Annotated in this window: 16 protein-coding genes; 5 read left to right on the top strand and 11 right to left on the bottom strand. The window is 71.1% G+C overall.

Features of this window, described 5'->3' with window-relative positions; genetic code table 11:
- Nucleotides 1-179: 179 nt before the first annotated feature.
- The gene (gene uraH, locus EY822_RS10810) at nucleotides 180-515 is read right to left on the bottom strand and encodes a hydroxyisourate hydrolase (protein WP_150308266.1); all 336 of its coding nucleotides are present in this window, start codon (nucleotides 513-515) and stop codon (nucleotides 180-182) included.
- Nucleotides 512-988, bottom strand: coding sequence for a 2-oxo-4-hydroxy-4-carboxy-5-ureidoimidazoline decarboxylase (gene uraD, locus EY822_RS10805; protein WP_150308265.1), 477 nt, complete (start codon nucleotides 986-988; stop codon nucleotides 512-514). The genes uraH and uraD overlap by 4 nt, the downstream gene beginning before the upstream one ends.
- A 17-nt stretch (nucleotides 989-1,005) precedes the next feature.
- Between uraD and EY822_RS10800 the strand changes: the two genes are divergently transcribed.
- Nucleotides 1,006-1,581, top strand: a complete 576-nt coding sequence (locus EY822_RS10800) for a nucleotidyltransferase family protein (protein WP_150308264.1) — start codon at nucleotides 1,006-1,008, stop codon at nucleotides 1,579-1,581.
- 452 nt (nucleotides 1,582-2,033) lie between these two features.
- On the opposite strand, the gene EY822_RS10795 is transcribed toward EY822_RS10800, so the two are convergent.
- From EY822_RS10795 to EY822_RS10770, 6 genes are all read right to left on the bottom strand, one after another.
- A complete protein-coding gene (locus tag EY822_RS10795) occupies nucleotides 2,034-2,492 on the bottom strand; it encodes an iron-sulfur cluster assembly scaffold protein (RefSeq protein WP_150308263.1) in 459 nt (152 codons plus the stop codon).
- Nucleotides 2,489-3,304 carry a MurR/RpiR family transcriptional regulator gene (locus EY822_RS10790; RefSeq protein WP_227497212.1) on the bottom strand — a complete coding sequence of 272 codons (816 nt, stop codon included), beginning with the start codon at nucleotides 3,302-3,304 and terminating at the stop codon, nucleotides 2,489-2,491. Before EY822_RS10790 ends, EY822_RS10795 begins: the two co-directional genes overlap by 4 nt.
- Complete coding sequence (locus tag EY822_RS10785; protein ID WP_150308262.1) at nucleotides 3,301-4,656, bottom strand: allantoate amidohydrolase; 1,356 nt, start codon at nucleotides 4,654-4,656, stop codon at nucleotides 3,301-3,303. Before EY822_RS10785 ends, EY822_RS10790 begins: the two co-directional genes overlap by 4 nt.
- Nucleotides 4,653-5,843 carry a pyridoxal-phosphate-dependent aminotransferase family protein gene (locus EY822_RS10780; RefSeq protein ID WP_319803478.1) on the bottom strand — a complete coding sequence of 397 codons (1,191 nt, stop codon included), beginning with the start codon at nucleotides 5,841-5,843 and terminating at the stop codon, nucleotides 4,653-4,655. Before EY822_RS10780 ends, EY822_RS10785 begins: the two co-directional genes overlap by 4 nt.
- Before the next feature lie 130 nt (nucleotides 5,844-5,973).
- Nucleotides 5,974-7,662 (bottom strand): AtzH-like domain-containing protein, encoded by a 1,689-nt coding sequence (locus EY822_RS10775; RefSeq protein ID WP_227497211.1) that lies wholly within the window; start codon nucleotides 7,660-7,662, stop codon nucleotides 5,974-5,976.
- A complete protein-coding gene (locus EY822_RS10770; RefSeq protein WP_406610326.1) occupies nucleotides 7,652-8,797 on the bottom strand; it encodes an acetamidase/formamidase family protein in 1,146 nt (381 codons plus the stop codon). The genes EY822_RS10775 and EY822_RS10770 overlap by 11 nt, the downstream gene beginning before the upstream one ends.
- A gap of 109 nt (nucleotides 8,798-8,906) precedes the next feature.
- Between EY822_RS10770 and EY822_RS10765 the strand changes: the two genes are divergently transcribed.
- From EY822_RS10765 to EY822_RS10750, 4 genes are all read left to right on the top strand, one after another.
- Complete coding sequence (locus EY822_RS10765) at nucleotides 8,907-9,557, top strand: YoaK family protein (protein ID WP_264674006.1); 651 nt, start codon at nucleotides 8,907-8,909, stop codon at nucleotides 9,555-9,557.
- Nucleotides 9,558-9,701: 144 nt separating this feature from the next.
- Complete coding sequence (locus tag EY822_RS10760; RefSeq protein WP_150308259.1) at nucleotides 9,702-10,892, top strand: ABC transporter substrate-binding protein; 1,191 nt, start codon at nucleotides 9,702-9,704, stop codon at nucleotides 10,890-10,892.
- Nucleotides 10,893-11,047: 155 nt separating this feature from the next.
- A complete protein-coding gene (locus EY822_RS10755) occupies nucleotides 11,048-11,632 on the top strand; it encodes a biliverdin-producing heme oxygenase (RefSeq protein ID WP_227497210.1) in 585 nt (194 codons plus the stop codon).
- Nucleotides 11,629-13,635: a bifunctional diguanylate cyclase/phosphodiesterase gene (locus tag EY822_RS10750; protein ID WP_227497209.1), complete on the top strand. Its 2,007-nt coding sequence runs from the start codon at nucleotides 11,629-11,631 to the stop codon at nucleotides 13,633-13,635. The genes EY822_RS10755 and EY822_RS10750 overlap by 4 nt, the downstream gene beginning before the upstream one ends.
- 32 nt (nucleotides 13,636-13,667) lie before the next feature.
- Here EY822_RS10750 and EY822_RS10745 read toward each other — a convergent pair whose 3' ends face one another.
- The 3 genes from EY822_RS10745 to EY822_RS10735 all read right to left on the bottom strand — a co-directional run bounded on the left by EY822_RS10745 (nucleotide 13,668) and on the right by EY822_RS10735 (nucleotide 16,284).
- Nucleotides 13,668-14,624: a glycosyltransferase gene (locus tag EY822_RS10745; protein WP_150308256.1), complete on the bottom strand. Its 957-nt coding sequence runs from the start codon at nucleotides 14,622-14,624 to the stop codon at nucleotides 13,668-13,670.
- 118 nt (nucleotides 14,625-14,742) lie between these two features.
- Entirely contained in the window at nucleotides 14,743-15,750 is a 1,008-nt protein-coding gene (locus EY822_RS10740) for a glycosyltransferase family 2 protein (RefSeq protein ID WP_150308255.1), read from the bottom strand.
- Nucleotides 15,751-16,284: an acyltransferase gene (locus tag EY822_RS10735; RefSeq protein WP_150308254.1), complete on the bottom strand. Its 534-nt coding sequence runs from the start codon at nucleotides 16,282-16,284 to the stop codon at nucleotides 15,751-15,753. It abuts the gene before it with no gap.
- Nucleotides 16,285-16,533: the final 249 nt, after the last annotated feature.

The raw sequence follows: 16,533 nt of genomic DNA, 5'->3' as shown, positions 1-16,533 counted from the left end.
CCGCGGTCCCTGAGCGTGTCGAAGGGAGGCGCCCCGCGGTCCCCACAACCCCTGCCGCCGCACTTTTCGTCAATCGCCTACGAATCAGCGGGCGCGTTCGACCGCAACAGCGGCGCGACCGGATCGCGGCCCGTCCTGCTGCACAGGCTCGCGCGCGCGCACCATCAGGCGCGCGGCGGTCAGCTGCCGCGGTAGGTCGAGTATCCGAAGGGGCTCAGGAGCACGGGCACGTGGTAGTGCTGCTCGGCATCCGAGACGCGGAACACCAGCACGACCTCGGGGAAGAAGCTGGCAGCCCCGGTGCGGGAGAAGTACGCATCGGTGTCGAAGCGCATCCGGTGGTTGCCGGGTGCGAGCCGGTCGGGTCCGAGGGATGCGACGCGCCCATCGGTGTTTGTCGTGCCGCTGCCGAGAACGGTCCAGGCGTCACCTTCCTCCGCCTCGAGGGTCACGTCGATTCCCGCTGCCGGAAGTCCCCGGGCGGTGTCGAGCACGTGCGTGGTGACCTGGCTCATGCTGCCGGGTGCAGCTTCTCGAGGCGGAGCAGTGCGATGTCGCGGAGCTGCTCGCCCACGATGGCGAGCTCGGTGGCGTCGTCGAGGGTGAGGCGTCGGGTCAGCTCGGCCAGGATCTCGGCCCGTGAGCGACCGGCGGCGCGGATGAGGAACACGCGACCGAAGCGCTCCTCGTACCGCGCGTTGCCCTCGGCGATCGCGCGGGCGAGCTGCTCGTCGTCGGCGTCGGCCGAGCTCTGTTCGCTGCGGCTGAACGACTGGGCGGCCCCCACCCCGGAGGGCTTCTCGCCGATCCGCGGGTGGTGAGCGAGCGCCTCGTCGATCTCCGCCGGGCTGAGCGGGGTGGCGGCGTCGGCGGCGACCCGCAGCAGATCGGCTGTCGCGGCGAAGGGAGCATGCGCTGCCACGTCGTCCACCCAGCGTTCGACCGCGAGGCAGGCGTAGAGGTCGTCGCGGAGCTGGCTGTCGGTCATGACGTATAACAGTACAGATGACCGCTCCTTCCCCCGCCGATGTGTGCGGCGTCGTGCTCGCGGCGGGCGCGGGCAGTCGGATGGGGATGCCCAAGGCGCTGATGCGCGACGCGGCTGGCCGGCCGTGGCTGCACCGCGCGGTGGAGATGCTTCGCGCGGCGGGCTGTGCGCCGATCCTCGTCGTGCTCGGTGCGCGGGGTGCTGAGGCGCAGACGCTGCTGCCCAGCGACGGTTCCGTCGTCATCGTGCACGCGGATCGGTGGACAGGCGGCATGTCGCAATCACTCCGGGCGGGTCTGGGCGCCGCGTCGGGCGATGCCGCGCTCGTCACCCTCGTCGACCTCCCCGACCTCCCCGCCTCCGTCGGCCGTTCCGTGCTCGACGCGGGCGTATCGCCGACGGTACTTCGCCGCGCTGTGTTCGAGGGTCGCCCCGGGCATCCGGTGCTCATCGGGCGGGCACACTGGGCACCGATTGCACACGCGGTGCGCGGGGATGCCGGCGCCCGGGCCTATCTCGAGCAGCACGGCGTCGAGAACGTCGAATGCGGCATGCTCTCCGACGGCAGGGACATCGACGCGCCACTCGGGTGAAGCGGTGGGCGCGGGTGGGTGTGTGCCGAGCGGGGTGTGCGGGAGCATGCGCCGGATCCCCTCGCTGGTGGCGGTCGGATGTAGCTGGCGCCACCCTTTCGTTCAATCGCCGCCGTATCTACTACCGCGATCGACGGACACGGCGGCGCGGGTGAGCAGTAGGGGCGCGTGTGAGCGAAAGCGCGGCGCCGGTCGATCACGTGGGCTGCGGCGGTCGCGTCCCTTCGACGGGCTCAGGGACCGTGGGGATCGGCTCAGGGACCGTGGGGTCGTGTGCCTTCGACAGGCTCAGGGACCGCGCGGGTCGTCTCCCCTTCGACGGGCTCAGGGACCGTGGGGTCGGGTCCCTTCGACGGGCTCAGGGACCGTGGGGATCGGCTCCCCTTCGACGGGCTCAGGGACCGTGGTGCCGGTGCGTCCCTTCGACGGGCTTAGGGACCGTGGGGAGCGGCTCAGGGACCCGGGGGCGGGGACGGGTCAGGGACCGGGGGTGGGAGGGCGGCGAGCGCCGCACGCCAGGCGAGCGTGGCGCAGGTGGCACGCAGCGGATAACGCCCCACGCCCACGAACGCCTCCGCGGGCCCCAGGTCGACGGAGGCGGAGCCATCGCGCTCCACGCTCGCGAAGTAGCGCTCGGCCAACGCACGCAGATCGTCCACCGGTCGCCCGGGAGCGATCTCGGCGAGCGCGGCCGCCGCCGCCATCGACACGGCGCAGCCGCGACCATGCCAGGAGAGAGCCGTCAGCATCCCGTCTCCCACGCTCACCCGCACGGTGAGGTCATCACCGCACCGCGGGTTCGTCTCCCGCGCCTCACCGCTGAACGGCGCATGGAGGCCGAAACCGCGCCTCGAACGAGTGAGACCGTCGATGAGCATGCCCCGCTCGGCATCACTCAGGTCCGCGGTCACGGCGCCTCCAGCTCGTCCAGGTCCCGGAACGCCCGGCCGACCTCCTCGAGGCGCGTGCGCCCCTCGACCGCATGTTCATCGAGAACGGCCGCCGCCAGGATGCTGATCACACTGGCCGCGGCGGCGTAGCTGTCGAAGGCCGAGACGCTGTCGACCGGGCACTCGAGCACATGGTCGGCCCGCGCTGCGTAGCGGTGTCCGGTCGAATCCGTGAGGAGCACGAGGGTCGCGGGTGATGACGCGACCCGATCCAGCACCGCCGCGAACCCGCGCGGGCGTCGCCGGAAACCGACGAGCACCACGACGTCGTCGCTCGACAATCCCGCGAGTTCCTCGCCCACGGACTGCCCGGGCACCGGGCCGAGCCGCACCCCCGGGCGGCACTGGGCGAGCTGCTGGCGCAGGTGCAACGCCATCGCGTGGCTCGTACGGAAGCCGAGCACCAGCACCGCCGCACCGCCGGCGATCGCGCGCGCCGCCGGTGCGACATCGACGGAGTCCAGCGCGCGACGCAGGTTGGCGACTTCCTGGTCGAGGTGCGACTCGTACCCCTGCGGCACGCCCCGCCGCAGGGGGGTGCCGCTCGCTCGAATGTTCCGCACGTGCGCGCGCAGCGCCTCCGCGCTCTCGAATCCGAGCCGCCGATACAGGCGACTCACCGTGGCCTTCGACACCCCGCTGCGGGTGGCCACCTCCGTCGCGGTGTAGAAGGCCAGATCGCCCTCGTTGTCGCGGAGGAAGTCCGCAGCACGCCGCTCCTGCGGGGACAGCTCGGTGTAGCCCGCGGCGATGCGGTCGGTCAGTGAGCTCACGGCAGCACGCGCTGCCCGGACTCGGCGGCCCCGACAGTTCCGGCGGCCGCTGCGGCCCCTGCAGCCTCGGCAGGTTCGACGGCCGCTGCGGCCGGCCCGGCCCCACCACCCGCGCCGCCCTCGGCGAGCACGAGCACCGCCGCGTGCAGCGCGTCCACCGCGGCCGCGACATCCGCCTCGGTCACGGCCTCGTCGGGGTGGTGACTCACCCCACCGGCGCACCGCACGAAGAACATCGCCACGTCGGTTCGCGCGGCGATCGCCATGGCGTCGTGCCCCGCCACACTGAACAGTTCGAGCGGGTCTCTCTCGCCCGTGGCCCGGATGCCGGCGCGCACCACATCCCGCAGCCGGGGCGCGCAGTGCACCGCGGGGGCGACGTGCGTGTGCTCCGCGCGGACGGCGAGCCCCCGGTCCGCGGCCAGAGCAGTGATGCGTTCGAGGATCTCGGCGAGGGTCGCATCCCGCGCCTCGGCCGTTTCGTCGCGCAGGTCGAGACTGAACTCCACGAGCCCGGGGATCACGTTCACCGCGCCGGGCTCCACGCGGAGCGCGCCCACGGTGGCGTAGCTGCCGCGCGCCCGCGCGATGTCTTCGATGGCCAGGATCGCCTCGCTCGCTCCGACGAGCGCGTCGTGCCGGGATCCGAACGGCGTCGCACAGTGCCGCGCCTCTCCCTCGATCGTGACCGAGAGGCGCCTTGCGGCGGCGATCCCGGTGACCACGCCGAGCGCCTGCTGGGCGGACTCGAGCTTCGGCCCCTGTTCGATGTGCACCTCGAGGTACCCGACCAGGTCCTCGGCGCGTCGAGCGGCGCTGCCGATGTCGTCGACGTCGAGTCCGAACGACCGCGCCGCCTCCCGCAGGGTCACCCCGTGAGGGTCGGTCAGGTCTGCCCACTCGGGCTGCCAGGTGCCGGCGACGGCCCGGGAGCCGAGCAGCGTGGTGCCGAAACGCGTGCCCTCCTCGTCCCCGAACGCGATGACCTCGACCGCGAACGGCAGCTCGCCCTCGCGCAGTCGGGTGACCACCGCGATCGCGGCGAGCACGCCGAGGATGCCGTCGTACCGCCCCGCGTCGGGCACGGTGTCGAGGTGCGACCCCAGCAGCAGGGCGGGCAACCCGGGACGGAGACCCTCGAGCCGGCCGCACGCGTTGCCCGCGGCATCCTGCCAGGTGCGCATGCCGGCCTGGCGCATCCACTTGGCCGCGAGCGCGTTGACCGCCCGGTGCTCGGCGGTGAGGTACGTGCGCTCGATCCCGTCGGTCCGGGCGCTGTGGGTGGCGAGTTCGTCGGCCCGATCGAGCACCAGGCGGGCGTCGGTCACCCGGGCGAGGAACGCGGCACTCACGCCGCCTGCTCCGAGGCGTAGTGGTCGAGCGCGGCGTCCACACCGCCGCCCGCCGGAATGGCGACACCGCCGCGGCGGAGCACCTGCTCGAGCGCCGCGAGCGTGAGCAGCACGGTGTCGCGCCGCGCGTTGTAGCCCATGGTGCCGACGCGCCACACCTTGCCGTGCAGCGGACCGAACGACGTGCCGATCTCGATGCCGTAGTCGGCGAGAAGAACGGCACGCGCCGCATCGCCGTCGATGCCGTCGGGGATCAGAACGCCCGCGACGTTGTTCATGCGCACCGCCTGGTCGCCGAACAGGGTGAGGCCGAGTCCACGGAGGCCCCGCACCATCGCCGACCCGTGCAGCCGGTGACGCTCGACCGCCGCGGGCAGCCCCTCCTCCACCAGCAGCCGCGCGCACTCGCGTGCCCCGTACAGCATGCTGGTCGCTTCGGTGTGGTGGTTCAGCCGCTTGGGCCCCCAGTAGTCGAGGATCATGGCGAGGTCGAAGTAGTTCGAGCGAATCGGATGCGCCGACACCCGGTCACCCGGCGCCCGGATGCCGGCCTCGATGCTCTTGCGCTCGTTCACGATCGACACCGCCCGCGGTGACAGGGTGATAGGTGCACTGCCCGACGGCCCGCCGAGGCACTTCTGCAGCCCGGCGGTGACCACGTCGATACCCCACGCGTCGGTCTCGAACTCGTTACCGCCGAGGGATGCCGTGGCATCGGTGTAGAGCAGCACGCCGTGGCGTGCGCAGATGGCGCCGAGCTCGTCGAGCGGCTGGGCCACCGTGGTCGAGGTTTCCCCGTGCACGATGGCGAGCAGCTTGGGCCGGATCCCCTCGATCGCGCGTTCGAGCACCGCCGCGGGGAATACGGTGCCCCACTCGACCTCCCGCACATGCACCTCTGCGCCGCAGCGCTCGGCGATCTCCCGGAGCAGGTGTCCGAACCGGCCGAAGATCGGCACGAGCACCCGATCCCCCGGCTCGATGAGCGACACGAGCGCCGCCTCGATGCCCGCTCGGGACGTGCCGTCGACCAGCAGCGTGGCCTCGTTGGCGGTGCGGAATACGCCGCGATAGAGCTCCATCGTCTCGGTCATGTACGCGGTCATCGCGGGGTCGTACTGTCCCACCAGCTGGGCGGACATGGCCCGCAGCACCCGCGGATCCGCATTGATCGGTCCGGGGCCCATCAGCAGACGCTGGGGAGGATTAATGGGCTGGGTGTGCATGCGCTCTCCGGGGTCGTGAATCGATCGTTTCAGGCACTCAGCCTATGCAACGTATGTTTCACCCCGGTTACGGACAGGCGACGAGCGCGGACTACGCGGAATGGGGTGCGGCGATACGCGCCGCCAGCCGGGTACCGAGGTCGATGAGCGCGAGGTCGCCGTAGCGCGGGCCGACCAATCCCAAGCCCACCGGGGCGACCCTCGTGGTCGCCGCCGGTACGGTCATCCCCGGGATCGAGAGACCGGGCCTGCCCGTGAGCCCGGCGATGCAGGTGAGTCGGAGGGTGGCGCCGCGCGTGCGGTCGATCGTCGCGGCGTCGGCCGTGGTGGACGGTGCCGCCGACGACGCGGCGGGCATCAGGAGCACACGGTCGCCGAGCACCGCGTCGAGGTGTCGCTGCGCCCGCAGCCGGTCGGCGCGCGCGGCACTCACCTCGTCGCTCGTCAGCGACCGGGCGGCGTCGAATCGTCCCGCGACGTCGGGGCCGAGCACGCCGGGATGCGCCGAGATCCATGCGCCGTGGCTTCGCCACGCCTCCGCCGCCTGCACCACCCGGAACGTCTCGAACAGTGCGTCGATGTTCCCGAGGTCCACCGATTCCGGCGCGGCCATCAGACCCTCGGCCACCAAGCGCGAGATCGTCCCGACGAACACGTCGCGTACCGCAGCATCCACGCGAGTGAGCAGGTCGGGCGCGAGAACGAACGTCGCGGGTACCGAGCGTTGATGCTGCGCGTCCATCGAGGCCCGCGCCGCTGCGGCCAGTGTCGCCGGGTCCCGGGTGAGCCAGCCCACGGTGTCGAAGCTCGGCGCGAGCGGCACCATCCCGTCGGTACTCACGGCGCCGTGCGTGGTGCGGATGCCCCAGAGGCCCGTGTACGACGCGGGCACCCGGATCGATCCGCCGGTGTCCGTCGCGAGTCCGATGGATGCCTGGCCGGCGGCGACCGCGGCGGCGGGTCCGCTCGAGGACCCGCCCGGAATCGCACCGGGCACCGCGGCGTTCGGCGGGGTGCCGTAGTGCGGGTTCCGTCCGGCGATGCTGTAGGCGAACTCGTCGGTGCGGGCGATGCCGAGCACGTCGGCGCCGGCGTCCAGCAGCGCCGCGACCGCGTCGGCGTGCCGGGGCTGCGCGTGCGCCTCGGCGAGATACTGCGGGACGCCCGCGCCGATCGGGTGCCCGGCCACCGCGAAGAGATCCTTCACCGCGACGCCGTGTCCCGCGAGACCGGCGGAAGCCCCGGTGCCGGCTGGCGCGGCGGAGGCCGGCACAGCGGAGGCCGGCACAGCGGAGGCCGGACCGGCGGCACCGTCCTGCGCGGGCGCACTCGACCCGGAAACCAGCGGCGTCCCGACGATCCGCCAGGTCGCCGATGCGATGGCCGGAGCGGGCAGGCTCACGTGCGCCGCCTGCACCACCCACCCCGAAGGCCCGCGATGCCAGAGCTGGGTCTGCTGCCCGCGCCCTCCGGTCATCGGGGCGGTGACCGCCACGATGAGGGCGAAGTCGTCTCCGGCGGGGCGCACCTCCACGGCGTGCAGCGTGCGCGCCGGAGAGCCACCGCGTGCACGACGGAACTCGCCGATGGTGTCGTGGCCCACGAGCACGCCCGTGGCATCCCCGCGCAGGGTGGAGGCGCCCGGCGCGAACAGGGCGTCGAGGGCCGTCAGGTCGTTGGCCATGAGCGCCCGTTCGTAGCGCCAGAACGCGTCGAGCAGGCCGTCCGGGATCTCCTCCCCCTCGGGCAGCCCGACGCGCACCCCCGCGTTATCGGCCATCGAAGTCCGCCACTCGCACGCGTGCATGCACGCCCTTCACCAGGTCGACCACCTGCGAGATGTTGAAGTCCGTCGCCGCGCTGAGGTAGGCGTAGGCGTGCTCGGCATCCATGCCGTACCGCGCACGGAGCAGTGCGATGGCGGCCCGCACGCAGTTCTGCACCGCCAGGTCGAGGTCGGCATCCATCCCGGTGGGCACCAGGAAGTCGCGGGTCTCGGCCATGGGGCCGGCGAGCTCGCCGAAGGACTCGATCGCAGCCGCCCGGTCGATGACCTCGAAGCGCAGAGTGGCACGGAGCGACGCCTCCATCGCGGTGAGGGCCACCTCGCCGTCTCCCTGGGCGAAGTGCGGGTCGCCCACGTAGGCGAGCGCGCCCGCCACCTGCACCGGCAGGTAGAGCACGCTGCCCTCGGTGAGCAGGTTGATGTCGATGTTGCCGCCGTGGGCACCCGGCGGCACCGAGTGCGGCCGTTCGTTCCCGGCGACCGCCACGCCCATGATGCCGAGAAACGGGGCGAGCGGGAAGCGCACGCTGTGCGGTCCGCCGGCCACGCGCGGCATGGTGCCCACCACCGTTCCTGCGCTCCCCTCCCCGCTGCCCTCGCGGGCAGCGCGGTCTTCGCCGGTCGATTCCACCCCGGCGAAGACGCTCACGTTTGCGGCGGCGCGCGGATACTCCCCCGCGAGCGCGCCACGACCGTGCCGGTTCGAGACGATGCCGTAGGGCACGCGGCGCAGCAGTTCGAGCACGGTGATGCGCAGCAGGTCACCCGGACGGGCGCCGCGCACGGCGATTGGTCCGGTCACGATGTGGGGCCCGTCGACCGACGGGTCGCGGGGGAAGTCGGATGCCGCGAGGGTCACGGCGTCGGCGAGAACCGCGTCGGGGGCCACCCCGAAGCGGCCGAAGAACGCTCGCGGGTCACGCCCCTGGTCCTCGAGCACGCCCTCGTGACTGAGCGTGTCGATGGTCACCTCGTCGCCCGGGTCGACCGTGAGAACAGCCGGATCGGCGGCGCAGGGCAACCGTCCCCAGAGCACGTTTCCGGGCTCGGCAGGGAGGTAGTTCGACGCCCGGATGGGCCCGCTTCCCGGCTGCAGCACCCCTGCCGTCGCACCGTCTCCCATGTTCATCCGCCCATCGCCCGTCCAGTAACGTTCAGACACTATCGACTGCAGATTGCGGGGAAATTACATGAGGAATCGCCTACGACAGCACCCGGCCGGGCTGCAATTGGGGCTCATGCTCGCTCTGACGTTCTCGACGGGGGTCATCGATGCGGTGGGCTATCTCGGGCTCGACCGCGTCTTCACGGGCAACATGACCGGCAACGTGGTCATCCTCGGGATGGCCCTCGTGGGTGCCGATGATCTGCCCATCCTCGGCCCGGTCGTCGCCCTCGTGCTGTTCATGCTCGGCGCCACGATCTCGGGAACGGCCCTGCGGAGCCTCAAGGCGGGCTGGTCGAATCGCACCACGGTGCTGCTCGCGATCGTCGCCGGTCTGCTCGCGGCGGCGGGTGGGTCGATGTACCTCATGCCGGACGAGCGACCCGAGCCGGCGGCCCTCGCGGTGACCGGGGCGCTGGGTCTCGCCATGGGCATGCAGGCGGGCGCGGCACGGCACATCGCGGTGAAGGATGTGACCACCGTGGTCGTCACCTCCACCCTCGTCGGCCTCGCGTTCGATTCCCGCCTCATGCGCGGAACCGGAGACCTCTGGAAGCGCCGCTTCGGCGCGGTGGCGCTCATCGGTGCGGGAGCGGCGGTCGGTGCCGCGTTGCTCAACGTGCACATCGGGCTCGGCATGATCGCGGCCGCCGTGGTCACGGTCGTCGTCACGGCGGTCGGGCACTTCGGCCGCCCCCACCCCGTCGACGCAACGGCCGACTGAGGCCGGCGCCCGCCGCCTCACCGCACGCTCGGATTTCAGCGCCGCTTCGGATTCGTCCAATGCCTGTCGTCTGGCTCAGAATGGGCGGGGTGGTCCGGTGCTGTGGATAACGCACCGGCTCCCGACCGGCGAAGGGGGATCGCGATGACGGTAGTACGGAGGGGGCTCGGGGCCCTGTGCGCGGCAGTGCTGGCGGTGTCGCTCGTCGGCTGCACGAGCGCGGGAGAATCGGACCACGATGCCGAAGACGACCACGAGCACGAGCACGAGCACGAACAGCAGGCGGTGCCGGGGTCGGTCGAGGACCTGATCCGATTCGGTATCGCGTTGCCGCAGACGGGCGCCGATGCGGTCTACGGCTCCTACTTCACGCAGGGCTTCGAACTGGCGCTCAAGCACATCAACGAATCGGGCGGGGTCGACGGCCGCTACATCGAGCTGCAATACGAGGACACGCAGGCCGATCCCGCGCTCGCTGTCACCGTCGCGCAGACGCTCGCGGACGACCCGACCATCCTCGCGTCCCTCGGAGGCTACGGTGCCGCCGCCGAAGCGGGCAGCCCCGTGTATCAGGAGGAGGGACTGGTGCAGATCATCGTCGGTGCGTCCTCGTCCGCCGTCACCTCGCCGGGCGACTACATCTTCGCCACCGCCGTGTCGCCCGAGCTCGAAGCACCGCGACTCGCCGACCTGGCCCGCACCAAAGGGACCCGGTCCGCGGTCTTCGTCCCCGACACCGCCGCAGGCGCGGATGCGCACCGATTCCTCGCCGACCGGTCGGCGGAGATCGGCCTCGACGAGGTGCACGAATCGGCCTACCCACCCGGCGCCACCGACTTCCGCCCCCTCCTGACCTCGGCCGCCGCCGAGAACCCCGACGTGATCGTGCTGCTCTCCTCCGCGGTGGACGGCGGGCTCCTCATGGCGCAGGCGCGGGAACTCGGCATCGACGTTCCGATCGTCGGCGCCAGCTCCACCCACGCCGACTCGTTCCTCGAGCAGGCGGGAACCGCGGCGGAAGGGTTCGAGGCGCTGACCTACCTGTCGCGCGGAAGCGCGGGACAACCGGCGCTGGACTTCCTCGACGCGTTCGAAGGCAGATACGGGTTCACCCCGAGCGAATATGCGGCTCGCGCCTACGACGCCCTCTACATCGCCGCTCACGTCGCGGGTGAGGAGAACACCCGCGACGGCATCCGGAACGCACTGGCGGAGGATGCGGACCTTCCCTCCGTGCTCTACGGTCCGACGGAGTTCTCGGATGATCGGCGGGTGACCCACCCCGAACCCTCCGTCGTCGTGGTTCGCGACGCGGAGTTCATGGCCGGTGAGTGAGGCGCGGGGCATCGGCCGCGCCATGGGACCGATGTCTATAAGATCGGGAAACGGCGAGCGAACGCTCGGTGAATCGTTGCGGGGAGCACGCGTGGAATACACAGCGGGAGAACGCGCGCGGACGGCCCGAGTCCGAGGTACGGCCGCGGTGTCCCGTGGTTAGGGTCGACGACCTGCCGGCGCGTCTTCGCCGCGACACCGCAGACCTGCACGCCTCGGTGGAGTCCGGCACCGGGCTCCCGGATTCCATTCGCACCCGTTCGGATTACCGCGCCCTGCTGCAGCGGATGCACGCCTTCCATTCCGCGGTGGAGACGCGACTCGCCGACCCGAGGTGGGCCGGGCAGTGGGCGGGCGTCGGCATCGATCTGACCCTCCACCTGCGCGCACATCTCCTGCTCGACGACCTCGCGGCGCTGGACACACCGACCGTGGCGGTCGCGCAGCTCGACGACATCGAATCGTTCCCCACCGCCCTCGGGTACCTCTACGTCGTGGAGGGCTCCTCCCTCGGTGGCCGACTGATCGGCCCCGCCATCCGGTCGACGATCGGGGCCGTACCGACCTCGTTCTTCGAGAGCGCCGGACGGAGCCACCCGTCGCCGTGGCGATCCGTGCAGAAAGCCCTCCGCGCCATCGATGATGACGTGTGCGCGAACGAGGTGGTCGCGGGCGCCCGCGCGGCGTTCCGGGCCTACGAACGGCACGTGGCCGTTCCGCAGACGGCGGCCGTCCGGTGAGTGCCACCCCCACCCTGCCCGACGGCGAGCTCGAGCGACTCGCAGTATGCGTGCGCGAGCACATCCGCCGCCCCGGCTCGATCCAGCCGCACGGAGCGCTCGTCACCGCCGATCCGTCGAGCTGGACCATCGTCCAGGCCAGCGCCAACTGCGAAGCCGTGCTCGGGACCGCCGCCGAGCGGCTCCACGGCTCCCCCCTCGACGCGGTGACCGGATCGGCGGCCGTCGAGTCCTTCGCTGCCGTCCTGTCGGGCGCGCACGGCGTCGCGAATCCGGTGTCCGTGACGACGGGTGGGCGCTCCTTCGACGCGATAGCGCACGAGGTCGACGGCGTCGCCGTGATCGAGTTCGAACCGGCCTTGCCGCCCGAGGACTTCAGTTCCGCGTCGGCGATCTACGCCGCCATGCACCGTCTGGCGACCGTGACGGATCGCGATCAGCTCTGGTCGGACGCCGCCCGCGAGCTGGCCGCACTGACCGGATTCGACCGCGTGATGATCTACCACTTCCACCCGGACGGTCACGGACAGGTCGTCGCGGAGGAGATCGCCGACGAGTCGATGGAGCCGTACTACGGCCTGCACTATCCCGCCTCCGACATCCCGCACCAGGCCCGCGAGCTCTATCTCGCCAAGCTGTCCCGCACCATCTACTCCACCGACGGCGTCGCCATCCCGCTGCTTCCGGCCGAGAGCCCGGTCACGGGCGAGCCGCTCGACCTGAGCTACGCCGAGCTGCGGAGCATCTCGCCCCACCACCTCCAGTTCATGCGCAACATCGGCCAGGCCTCCACGCTGTCCTTCTCGCTCATCTTCAACGGCGAGCTGATCGGGATGATCACCTGCGCCCATCGCACCACCCGAAGACTGCCGTACACGCTCCGGCACGGGCTCGAGGTCTTCGGGAATCAGGTCGCGCTTCAGCTCAGTGCGATGGCGGAGATCCGCCGCCTGACGCGAACGACGCAGCTCGCGAAGCTTCGGAGCGAGCTGGCCGGGCAGTTCGCCGCCCACGGCGACATGGAGGAATCGCTTCTGCACGCACCGGTGACCGTGCTCGACCTCGTCCCGGCGGCCGGCGCCGCCCTGTGCCTCGACGGCCACGTCTGCACCATCGGTGACGCACCCGACGCGGCGTCGATCAACATGCTCGTCGACGCCCTGCGCGCCACCACCGGCGGGGCGCTGTCGACGTTCGCGAGCGATTCGCTCGCGGTCGAGCATCCCGAACTCGCGCGAATCGTCCCCACGGTCGCAGGCCTCCTCATCGTCCCGTTCGGCGGCGAGGGGGGCTATCTGGCCTGGTTCCGGCCCGAGATCACGGAAACAACCGAGTGGCTGGGCGACCAGTCGGCGGCCAATCGCGACTCCGTGCTCTCCCCGCGCAACTCGTTCTCGGCCTGGAGCGAAAGCGTGAAGGACAAGGCGGAATCGTGGGGGGACCTCGAGCGGGAGGCGATCGAACTCGGCCGGGACCTCGACAGCGCGCTCATGCGTCGAGCGGAGTCGGCTCTCGCCCACCTCGGGCTGCACGACGCCCTCACCGGCCTGCCCAACCGTCGGATGCTGCTCGATCGACTGCAGCACGTGCTCACCGGACCGGATCCGCGCGGCAATTCCGCCCTGCTGTTCATCGACCTCGACGGTTTCAAGGCCATCAACGACTCCCTGGGCCACGACCGCGGCGACGCCGTGTTGCAGCGCGTCGCCGAACGGATCCTCTCGGCCACCCGCGCCGTGGACACCGTCGCCCGGCTGGGCGGAGACGAGTTCGTCATCCTCTGCCAGAATACCGATTCCACGGTGGCGGACCATGTGGCCGAGCGGGTGCTCCGCGCCCTGAATCGACCGCTCGCGGTGGAGGGCTACGACCGGCCGATCCACGCGTCGATCGGCATCGCGACGGCGCAGACCGGTGACACCGCCGCGGTCGACGTGATCCGTCGCGCCGACGAGGCGATGTACCGGGCGAAGAACTCGGGCAAGAACCGCTTCTCGCGCTGAGCGCTGAGCTCGGGCCCGGGCCCGGGCCTGGACTAGTCCAGGCGCAACCCGTCGAGCACGATACGGGGCGCGTTGGGCTCGTCGCGCACGCTCTGCTTCACCGCGGCGTCGAACACCGTCCAGTCGAGATCCTCCACGTGGCAGAGGGTGGCGAGTCCTCGGCGCGAGAGTTCCTTCGCGATCTCCACCTGATGACTGTCCACGTGCTCGTTGAACTGCTTGAGGCGGGGAACGAGCACCGGATGCTTGCCGTAGTCCATCGCGGTCAGCGCCGACCCGGTGCCGGAGTGCGTGATCACGAGGTCCGCGTCACGCACGGCGGCCTTCAGGTCGTCGTGCGGCAAGCGCTCGCGGCCGTCGATTCCGAGATCGCTCACATCGGTCTTGCCCACCTGCCACAGCACATCGAGACCCGACAGCATCGGCACGAGCTTGTCGAAGAGGCGGCGGAAGCCGTAGGACTCGGTGGTTCCCACCGTGACCACCACCTTCTTCACCTCGCGCCCCGGCATCGCGGGCCCGGGCGCGTACGAGTCGAAGATCGATCCCCGGTACTGCCAACGCTCGTCCGCCCACGCGGGGTACTGCGTGTAGGTGTGCACCTTCCGGTCGCGGGCGAGGATGCGGCCGCTCATCGACGGCGAATCAGCGCGCGCGGCGCTCTCGATGTAGTGCGCGCTCACGCCGCGCCGCGCCGCGAGCGGCAGGAAGGCCACCCCGAGGATCGCGCCGGTGCTGATCGCCGACACGTACTCGCGCTCCTTCAGCATGCTGCGGGCCAGCAGGATGCTGCGGGTCGTGCCGATCGCGCCTCGCGGCGCAGTGTAGGGCGCGAACACCGTGTCCCTGCCCTCGAGGATGGACCGGCTGAGCGCCGAGTCGTAGGTCACCCACTGCTGGTCCTCCGGCGCGATGCCGATGCGGTCGGCAAGGGCGAACAACTGCTTCAGGTGGCCGCCAGCGGCGCACACCAGCAAGTGCTTGGGCATGGATCGTCTCCTCGAGGTCGTGCGGTGGTGTCGTCGTGCGGTGGTGTCGTCGTGCGTGTGTGGTGCGGTGGTGTCGTCGTGCGTGTGTGGTGCTGTGTGCCGTGCTGCTACGCGTCCGTCAGGCGCCGGGGGTCGAATCCCGCGGCCCGAAGAGCAGCGCCTCGGCCTTCGGATAGCCGGGCGACCAGCGTGCCCGCTTCGCCCACACGCCTGCCCACGGCCGTGCCCCGCGCCGGGTGGCCCGCTCGAGCAGTGCACGGAGCAGCACGCCGGCGTGCAGGAGCGCCACGGCGATCGTCGCCCGCGGCGGCGACCAGAGGGTGCGGAACAGCGTCACCTTCCCGGCCAGCACCATGCTCATCTTCGAGCCGTCCGACGACGTGGATGAGCCGCCGTTCTCGTGCACGATCACGGCCTCCGGGACGAGCACGGGGCGATAGCCGCGCGCGGAACAGCGCATCGAGAACTCGGCGTCCTCCCCGTACAGGAAGTACCGCTCGTCCATGCCGCCCACGGTCAGGAAGTCCTCGCGCGTCATCAGCAGCAGGCATCCGGTCACGATGTCCACCTCGCGCACGGTGTCGCGCTGCCAGGTGCCGAGCGACTCCGGATCGAAGACGGCCGAGTCCTTGAAGAAGGTGGAGAGTCCGGTGCCGAAGCAGAACGTGGACCACAGGGTGGGAGCTCCCCAGCAGGAGTGCGGGTCGAGGGATCCGTCCGGCGCGAGGGTGCGACCCCCGTATACGCCGTACTCGGGGTGCTCGAGGGCGAAGCCGAGCAGGGCACGCAGCGAACCGGGCAGCATCAGCGTGTCGGGGTTCAGCAGGAGCACGTAGTCGGTGTCGAGCGCCCGCGCGCCCAGGTTCACCGCACGCGCGAACCCGAGATTGCCGCCCGAGTCGATCACCGTGGCCGAGGTGCTCTCCCGGAACGCGGGAGCACTGCCGTCGGACGAGGCGTTGTCGACCACGACAACGGACACCCGGAGGTCCTCGCTCGTCGCGGCAATCGACTTCAGGCAGGCGAGCGTCGCCTCGCGGGTGTTGTAGTTGACGATGACGATGCCGACGGTCACGTCCCCGATGCCGGCGTGCGGGCGCCCGCCGGACGCGGATTCCCCGCCCACTCAGCTGCCCTCGCCGGCTCGGCGGTAGCCGATCACCTTCGCGGGCGCGCCGACCGCGATGGCGTTGGCGGGAATGTCCCGGGTCACGACCGCGCCCGCACCGATGACCGCGCCGTCGCCGATGGTCACGCCCGCGGTCACCACCACGTGCGCGCCGAGCCACACGTCGTCACCGAGCACGATGTCCTTCTCGACGGTGGGCTGATCCATCACGGGCGTACCCGCGGCCATCCCGTAGTTCGACGCGGTGAGCACCACGTTCGGCGCGAGCAGGCACTTCGCTCCGAGCAGGATGCGGCCCGTGTTGTTGCCCGCCCACACGATCGAACGCTCACCGATGTGGGTGCCCGCGCCGAGCGTGATCCGTTCGGCGTTGCGGAAGGAGACGTTGGGGGCGAACGAGACGTCGTCCCCGCGGGTCAGCTTCGCCACCTGCTTCACGTGGCTGTAGGCGTAGAAGTGCGAGATGCGGAGAGCGTGCAGGAACGTCTTCACGTTCGTGAGGCTCGACAGGGCGTTGCGGGCGGATCCCATGTGCGACTTTCGACTCGGGGCGGATGCCCATGGCGACGCAACACGGCGGAAAGGGGGGTCGCTCGTGTGCGCAGAGAATGACGAACGGTCTTCGTCGACGCGGCCCCATGCTACCAATAGCGGCGAAAGCGTCCACCGGCCCGCGCTCACCGACCATTGCAGCCCCGCCGGAACACGGGTTGCGGCGGGTGCTCCCGTGCTCTGTTCCGCGACATTTACTAGAGTGACCGGTACGACGGACGAATCCAC

Source organism: Planctomonas psychrotolerans, from assembly GCF_008642235.1.
Taxonomy (GTDB): Bacteria; Actinomycetota; Actinomycetes; order Actinomycetales; family Microbacteriaceae; genus Planctomonas; species Planctomonas psychrotolerans.
Note: the sequence above shows the minus strand (reverse complement) of the source record. Positions and strands in the feature narration are given on the sequence as shown.